At 60.5% G+C, this 6,382-nt stretch carries 7 protein-coding genes and 1 pseudogene; all 8 read left to right on the forward strand.

What is annotated here, in order from left to right:
• Positions 1 to 34 precede the first annotated feature (34 nt).
• The gene (gene nagZ, locus VJV58_RS02100; protein ID WP_324135675.1) at positions 35 to 1,066 is read left to right on the forward strand and encodes a beta-N-acetylhexosaminidase; all 1,032 of its coding nucleotides are present in this window, start codon (positions 35 to 37) and stop codon (positions 1,064 to 1,066) included.
• Positions 1,063 to 1,893: a ScpA family protein gene (locus tag VJV58_RS02105; protein WP_324135677.1), complete on the forward strand. Its 831-nt coding sequence runs from the start codon at positions 1,063 to 1,065 to the stop codon at positions 1,891 to 1,893. The genes nagZ and VJV58_RS02105 overlap by 4 nt, the downstream gene beginning before the upstream one ends.
• 21 nt (positions 1,894 to 1,914) lie before the next feature.
• The gene (gene scpB / locus VJV58_RS02110; RefSeq protein WP_324135679.1) at positions 1,915 to 2,631 is read left to right on the forward strand and encodes an SMC-Scp complex subunit ScpB; all 717 of its coding nucleotides are present in this window, start codon (positions 1,915 to 1,917) and stop codon (positions 2,629 to 2,631) included.
• A 167-nt stretch (positions 2,632 to 2,798) separates the two neighbouring features.
• A complete protein-coding gene (locus VJV58_RS02115) occupies positions 2,799 to 3,035 on the forward strand; it encodes a twin-arginine translocase TatA/TatE family subunit (RefSeq protein WP_079569816.1) in 237 nt (78 codons plus the stop codon).
• Between the two features lie 109 nt (positions 3,036 to 3,144).
• A complete protein-coding gene (gene tatB / locus VJV58_RS02120) occupies positions 3,145 to 3,675 on the forward strand; it encodes a Sec-independent protein translocase protein TatB (RefSeq protein ID WP_324135681.1) in 531 nt (176 codons plus the stop codon).
• Positions 3,672 to 4,496 (forward strand): twin-arginine translocase subunit TatC, encoded by an 825-nt coding sequence (gene tatC / locus VJV58_RS02125; RefSeq protein ID WP_324135682.1) that lies wholly within the window; start codon positions 3,672 to 3,674, stop codon positions 4,494 to 4,496. Before tatB ends, tatC begins: the two co-directional genes overlap by 4 nt.
• 146 nt (positions 4,497 to 4,642) lie before the next feature.
• Positions 4,643 to 6,010 (forward strand): serine--tRNA ligase, encoded by a 1,368-nt coding sequence (serS, locus tag VJV58_RS02130; protein WP_324135683.1) that lies wholly within the window; start codon positions 4,643 to 4,645, stop codon positions 6,008 to 6,010.
• A 49-nt stretch (positions 6,011 to 6,059) separates the two neighbouring features.
• Positions 6,060 to 6,382 (forward strand): annotated as a pseudogene (locus VJV58_RS02135) (hypothetical protein); the annotation flags it as partial.

Raw genomic sequence — 6,382 nt, forward strand, 5'->3', positions numbered from 1 at the left:
TGACCCTCCGGGTACCGTCCGGCTAAGCGGCCCTATGAACACGCGGGCCTTTATTACAGGCGTTTCCGGACCGGAACTCAACGCCGCCGAGCGTGAATTTATCCGCGCGGAATGCCCTTGGGGCTTTATCCTGTTCAAGCGGAATATTGAAACGCCCGCGCAAGTCACGCGTTTAATCAACGAGTTGCGCGAGGAGGCTGGACGGCCGGATGCTCCGGTCCTGATCGACCAGGAAGGTGGCCGGGTCCAACGCCTCGGCCCGCCCAACTGGCCCATTTACCCAGCGGGAGCGGTGTTTGGGAGGCTCTATGACATCGACCCAGCCGCCGGACTCGCCGCCGCCCGGTTAAGCGCCCGGCTGATTGCGGACGATCTTCAGGACGTCGGCGTGAGCGTCGATTGCCTGCCATTGGCGGACGTGCCGGTGCGGGGCGCGGACGCGGTGATCGGTGAGCGGGCCTATGGAACCGAACCGGCCAAGGTCGCCGCCATTGCGAGGGCGGTGACACAGGGCCTGGAGGAAGGCGGCGTTTTGCCGGTCCTCAAGCACATTCCTGGCCACGGCCGCGCGACTGCCGATACCCATTTCAGCCTTCCGGTGGTTGATACATCCATGGAAGAGCTCGAAACGAGCGATTTTGCCGCGTTTCGCGAGCTGGCGGACCTGCCAATGGCGATGACCGCTCATGTTGTGTTCAGCGCATTAGATCCCGCCCAACCGGCGACGACTTCTGCGACAATCATCCGGGAAGTGATTCGAACGCTGATCGGATTTCAGGGTCTGTTGATGAGCGATGATGTCTCCATGAACGCCTTGGCGGGTTCGATCTCCGAGCGGACCCAAGCCCTGCTTGCCGCCGGCTGCGACATGGTTCTGCATTGCAACGGCAAGCTCGAGGAAATGCGTGAGGTTGCGCGTGAGACGCCGGAATTGTCCGGCAAAGCGCTGGCGCGCGCCGGGCGGGCATTGTCGGCACGCAAGGTGCCCCAGCCGTTCGATCGGATAAAGGCGCGGGCAGAACTGGATGCGTTGGTTAATCGAGCAGGAGCGGCTACAGGCGCATGAGCGCGGAGATTTTATCATTTGAAACCGGCCGACCGGCTGAAGTCGCAATCGACGAGCCGGCGCTGGTCGTCGATGTCGAGGGCTACGAAGGCCCGCTCGACCTGTTGCTCGCGCTTGCGCGGCAGCAGAAGGTCGATCTCGCGAAAATTTCAATTTTAGCGCTCGCCAACCAGTATCTCGAGTTCATCGAGGCGGCGCGGAAGATCAGGCTCGAACTTGCCGCAGACTACCTGGTGATGGCGGCGTGGCTAGCGTTCCTGAAATCGCGCCTGCTGCTGCCGGAGCCGCCGACGGCCGACGGACCGAGCGCCGAGCAAATGGCCACCGCGCTGGCAAACCGGCTGCGCCGGCTTGAGGCCATCCGCGAAGCATCGAACCGGCTGATGAATCGTCCTCAGTTGCAGCGTGATATTTTTCCACGCGGCAATCCGGAATCCATCGCCGAGATTCGTCATCCGAAATTCACGGCGACACTGTTCGACCTGCTGACAGCGTATGCCGCGCAACGCCAGCAGCGGGTGCTTGCGAGCGTGCACCTGGCCAAACGCACAGTGTGGTCGCTCAGCGAGGCGAGAGCGTCTCTGGAGCGTCTGGTGGGAATGGCCCAAGACTGGAGCAGGCTCGACGAGTATCTGCTGAGTTACGTAGCTGACCCGTCCCAGAGGGCCACCGTCTTGGCCTCAAGCTTTGCCGCTGCTCTGGAACTGGTTCGTGAAGGTGAGATGGAACTGCATCAGCATGAGGCGTTCTCGCCGCTGTATTTTCGAAAGCGTCCGCCGCAGTCGATATCTGACGCGATGACCGCGTCGGATATGTCGCCAGAGTAAGTTGAAGAAGGAGACCAAGCCATGGCAAGCCTGGCGGAAAAACGCATAGCCGATGCCGAGGAGCCATCCGTGGGTACGCAAACGCGGCCTGAGGAGCTGCGTCTTCTCGAAGCGCTGCTGTTTGCTTCGGCCGAACCACTTGATCAGGCCGCGCTGGCCAAGAGGATGCCCGAAGGCGTCGACGTCAAGGTCGCGCTAGCCCAACTGCAGGCGGATTATGCCTCGCGCGGCGTCAATCTGGTCCGCGTCGCCAACAAATGGACGTTCCGTACGGCAGGTGATCTGTCCTGGCTGATGACACGTGAAAGCACCGAGACGCGCCGGCTGTCGCGTGCGGCGATCGAGATGCTCGCCATCATCGCCTATCACCAGCCGGTGACGCGCGCAGAAATCGAGGAAATCCGGGGGGTGATCACCTCAAAGGGTACGCTCGACGTGTTGCTGGAGACCGGCTGGATTAGGCCGCGCGGGCGCCGCAAGACGCCGGGCCGGCCACTGACCTTCGGAACCACGGAAGCCTTCTTGTCGCATTTCAGCCTGGAGGCGCTCAGCGACCTACCTGGCCTCGAAGAGCTGAAGGGTACAGGCTTACTTGATTCGCGTCTGCCTTCCGGTTTCAATGTTCCCACGCCCTCGGATGATCCGGCCTTACGGGATGACGAGGACCCGCTCGAGATCGGGGACTTGGAACTAGCGCTGGCTCCGGCCGTGGAGCCCGAATGCGGGGGCGAGAGCTAGCTCCGCTTCAACTCGGCGTGGGCGATTAAGCGCTTGCTCCGCATTAAGGCTTAGTCGCGTAACACGCATTTGACGCGGCCCAAGTCCTTGTTTTTGACACCTCCGGAGCCTACCTTTGGCAAAAGATCGGGCCGCATCTGTGGCCGCGTGTTCGGAGGGTTTGCAGGATGGGATCGCTTAGCATTTGGCACTGGATCGTCGTGATCGCAGTCGTCCTGCTGTTGTTTGGTCGCGGCAAGATTTCTGACCTCATGGGCGACGTTGCTCAAGGTATCAAGGCCTTCAAGAAGGGCATGCAGGATGACGAGAAGACTGCGGAAAAGCCCGAGCCTGTGAAATCGATTGATCACAACGCGACGCCGTCCACCGCTGCCCGGTCGGACGTCGGCAGCAAGGCTGTCTGACACGCAGGCTTACGTGATCGTGCGGCAAAGCCGGTTGGGGGAAACGCGGGCGGCCCAATCTTGTTCGGCAAGTGTTGGCGCTAATCGCCTCGCGTGAGCGGAATTACGCATGTTCGATATCGGGTGGAGTGAACTGGTCGTCATCGCGGTTGTCGCGCTGATTGCCATCGGCCCCAAAGAGCTGCCGGGCGTGCTGCGCATGGTCGGTCAGTGGATGGGTAAGGCGCGCAAGATGGCCGCGGAATTCCAGGGCCAGTTTCAGGAGGCCATGCGCGAGGCCGAGATGGCGGATCTCAAGAAGAGTTTTGACGAGGTCAAGGAAGCGGCGACCGGCTTCACTAGCGGCAATCTCATGACCTCCCTTGAAAAGGACGTCGGTAACGCGCTGCGGATCGAGGACGTTGATAAGTCCCCCGCCTCAACAGCCGACGCATCCGCTGCAGAGGCCTCCGCTTCGGCGAACGTCGATGCGCCGACGACACCTGTACCAATTCCAGAAGCCTTCACCGAAGCCGATGCCCGTGCAGCAGCTTCGGAGCCGCTGGCGATCGTACAGGAAGTCCACTCGCGAACGACGCCGCAAGAAGCGCGGCCAGCATCTGGCGCGCCCGCGATTGCAACGGACGCTAAAGCGTCATGAGCGACGAAGATATTGAGGCCAGTAAAGCCCCGCTGATGGATCATCTGATCGAGCTGCGCTCGCGGCTGATCAAGGCGCTTCTCGGTTTCGGCGTGGCCTTTATCTTTTGTTTCTTCTTCGCCAAGCAAATCTACAATGTGCTGGTGTGGCCCTTCGTCTGGGTCGCGGGTCCGGAAAACTCAAAGTTCATTTATACGGCACTGCTTGAATATTTTATCACGCAGTTGAAGCTTGCTTTGTTTGGCGCCGCGTTCATCTCGTTTCCAGTCGTTGCCACGCAAATCTACAAATTCGTTGCGCCCGGGCTGTACAAGCACGAGCGCGGTGCTTTCCTGCCGTATCTGATCGCAACGCCCATTTTTTTCGTGTTGGGATCGATGCTGGTCTATTTCGTAGTGCTACCCATGCTGGTCCGCTTCTCGCTCGGCATGCAGCAGGCGGCTGGCGCCGAGACTGCGCAAATTCAGCTTTTGCCAAAGGTCGGCGAATATCTATCGCTGATGATGTCCCTCATCTTCGCGTTTGGGGTGGCATTTCAGCTGCCCGTCATTCTGACGCTATTAGGCAGGGTCGGCATTATCACTTCAAGGCAGCTTCGGGAGAAACGCCGCTATTTCATCGTGGTGGCCTTCATCATTGCCGCCGTGCTCACCCCGCCCGACGTTCTAAGCCAGGCCTCGCTCGCGATCCCGTTGCTGGCGCTGTATGAGGGTTCGATCGTCGCCGTGCGTATCGTGGAGAGGAGGGCGGCTGCAACGGCATCGGCGGCAGCCACGTCAACAGCGGCACCGCCGCCGCCCGCCGCCAACCCAGCCGAGTAGGGCGGCCGTCCGCCCCTTACTCATCATTTCCTGCCGCTTCTCAACATTCGTCGCGCCCGGGCTTGACCCGGGCATCCGCGGCTTGTTCTAAGGCAACAACGCTGGATGGCCGATGTAACATGCGGCCATGACGCAGGAATGGGGCCATGCACGATATCAAATGGATTCGCGAAAATGCTGACGCCTTCGACCGCGGCCTGCAGCGTCGCGGGCTTGAGCCTCAATCCGCGGCGTTGTTGGCGATCGACGAACAGCGCCGTGCGGCTATCCTCAAATCCGAGCAGGCACAAGCACGGCGCAATGCGGCATCAAGGGAGATCGGTGAGGCGAAGAAGGCAAGGGACGACGCACGCGCCGCCGCGCTGATGGCCGAGGTTGCTGAAATCAAGACCACGATGCCGCAGCTCGAGTCGGCTGCAAAGGCCGCGGACGATGAACTCGCCGCGAAGCTGTCCGCCATTCCGAATCTGCCGCTCGACGACGTGCCCGAGGGCATCGACGAACACGGCAATGTCCAACGTCACGTGTTCGGCGACAAAAACAAATACCCGTTCACGCCAAGGGCGCATGACGATCTTGGCGCGGCCTTGGGCTTCATGGACTTCGAGACCGCGGCCAAGCTGAGCGGCGCGCGTTTTGTGGTGCTCAAGAAAGGTCTCGCCCGGCTCGAGCGCGCGATCGGACAGTTCATGCTCGATCTGCACAGCAATGAGCATGGCTACACGGAAGTGAATCCGCCGTTGCTGGTACGCAATGAGGTGATGTTCGGAACAGGCCAACTGCCGAAATTTGAAGACGACCAGTTCTGGACGGTGAAAGGTGAATTGCTCGCCGGTGCTGATGAGAGCGATCTCGCCTCAGGCAATGCCGGCCTTCTTGAAAGATTAAAAGCCGAACGTCTCGGGCTTATCCCAACGGCCGAAGTATCGCTGACCAACCTCGTTCGTGAATCAATTCTTGATGACGAGGAACTGCCGATGCGCTTTGCCGCGCTGACACCTTGCTTTCGCGCCGAAGCCGGCGCCGCCGGACGCGACACCCGTGGCATGATCCGTCAGCATCAGTTCACGAAAGTCGAACTCGTCTCGATCACCACTCCTGAGGCCAGCCGCGATGAGCACGAACGAATGCTGGCGTGCGCCGAGGAAGTGTTGCGGCAGCTCGATCTGCATTATCGCGTGATGACGCTGTGCGCGGGAGATATGGGTTTTTCGGCGCAGAAAACCTACGACATCGAGGTCTGGATGCCGGGTCAGGGCGAGGGCGGGGCTTTCAGGGAAATCTCAAGCTGCTCGGTATGCGGTGATTTCCAAGCACGTCGGATGGACGCGCGCTATCGCGGACCCGACGGCAAGCCGCGCTTCGTGCATACGCTCAACGGTTCGGGCACGGCGGTGGGCCGGGCGCTAATCGCGGTGATAGAAAACTACCAACAGGAAGATGGCTCGATCGCCGTGCCGGACGTGCTGCAGCCCTATATGGGCAGCCGGAAGGTAATTGCGCGCGACCGGTAGTCCACTACGATGTGTCTGGGAAACTCGGCTTCCAGTTGCGAAGCCCTGATTGCCCGGTATCTTCCGTTTTGGACTGGGCGACAGCCCGCTTCCGGAGATGAAGTACGTGGCCCTGCATCGCGACATTTATTGGGTGGGCAGGCAATGGGCCGTAACTGGATTCGGCATTCAAGCCTGCAATCAAAAACAGAAGAGCGCATTCGATATCGAAGCGTCGCGGTTGTGGGAGGACGATGCAACGGAGAAAGTGCGTGCCGAGCCGTGGCTGAATACGGAGGATTTCGACAAAGCACTGGCGATCGCCCGTAAGCATTTTTCCGAGTCGCCCCCGCAAGCCGCAGTTTTTGAGCAGAGCGTTCCGTCATTGAGTGA

This window comes from Bradyrhizobium sp., from assembly GCF_035273305.1.
Taxonomy (GTDB): Bacteria; Pseudomonadota; Alphaproteobacteria; order Rhizobiales; family Xanthobacteraceae; genus Bradyrhizobium.

Bases quoted from the DNA above. Each gene is read 5' to 3' on its own strand.
- tatC (WP_324135682.1), top strand. From the start codon at position 3,672: ATGAGCGACGAAGATATTGAGGCCAGTAAAGCCCCGCTGATGGATCAT.
- VJV58_RS02105 (WP_324135677.1), top strand. From the start codon at position 1,063: ATGAGCGCGGAGATTTTATCATTTGAAACCGGCCGACCGGCTGAAGTC.
- tatB (WP_324135681.1), top strand. From the start codon at position 3,145: ATGTTCGATATCGGGTGGAGTGAACTGGTCGTCATCGCGGTTGTCGCG.
- VJV58_RS02115 (WP_079569816.1), top strand. From the start codon at position 2,799: ATGGGATCGCTTAGCATTTGGCACTGGATCGTCGTGATCGCAGTCGTC.
- serS (WP_324135683.1), top strand. From the start codon at position 4,643: ATGCACGATATCAAATGGATTCGCGAAAATGCTGACGCCTTCGACCGC.
- nagZ (WP_324135675.1), top strand. From the start codon at position 35: ATGAACACGCGGGCCTTTATTACAGGCGTTTCCGGACCGGAACTCAAC.
- scpB (WP_324135679.1), top strand. From the start codon at position 1,915: ATGGCAAGCCTGGCGGAAAAACGCATAGCCGATGCCGAGGAGCCATCC.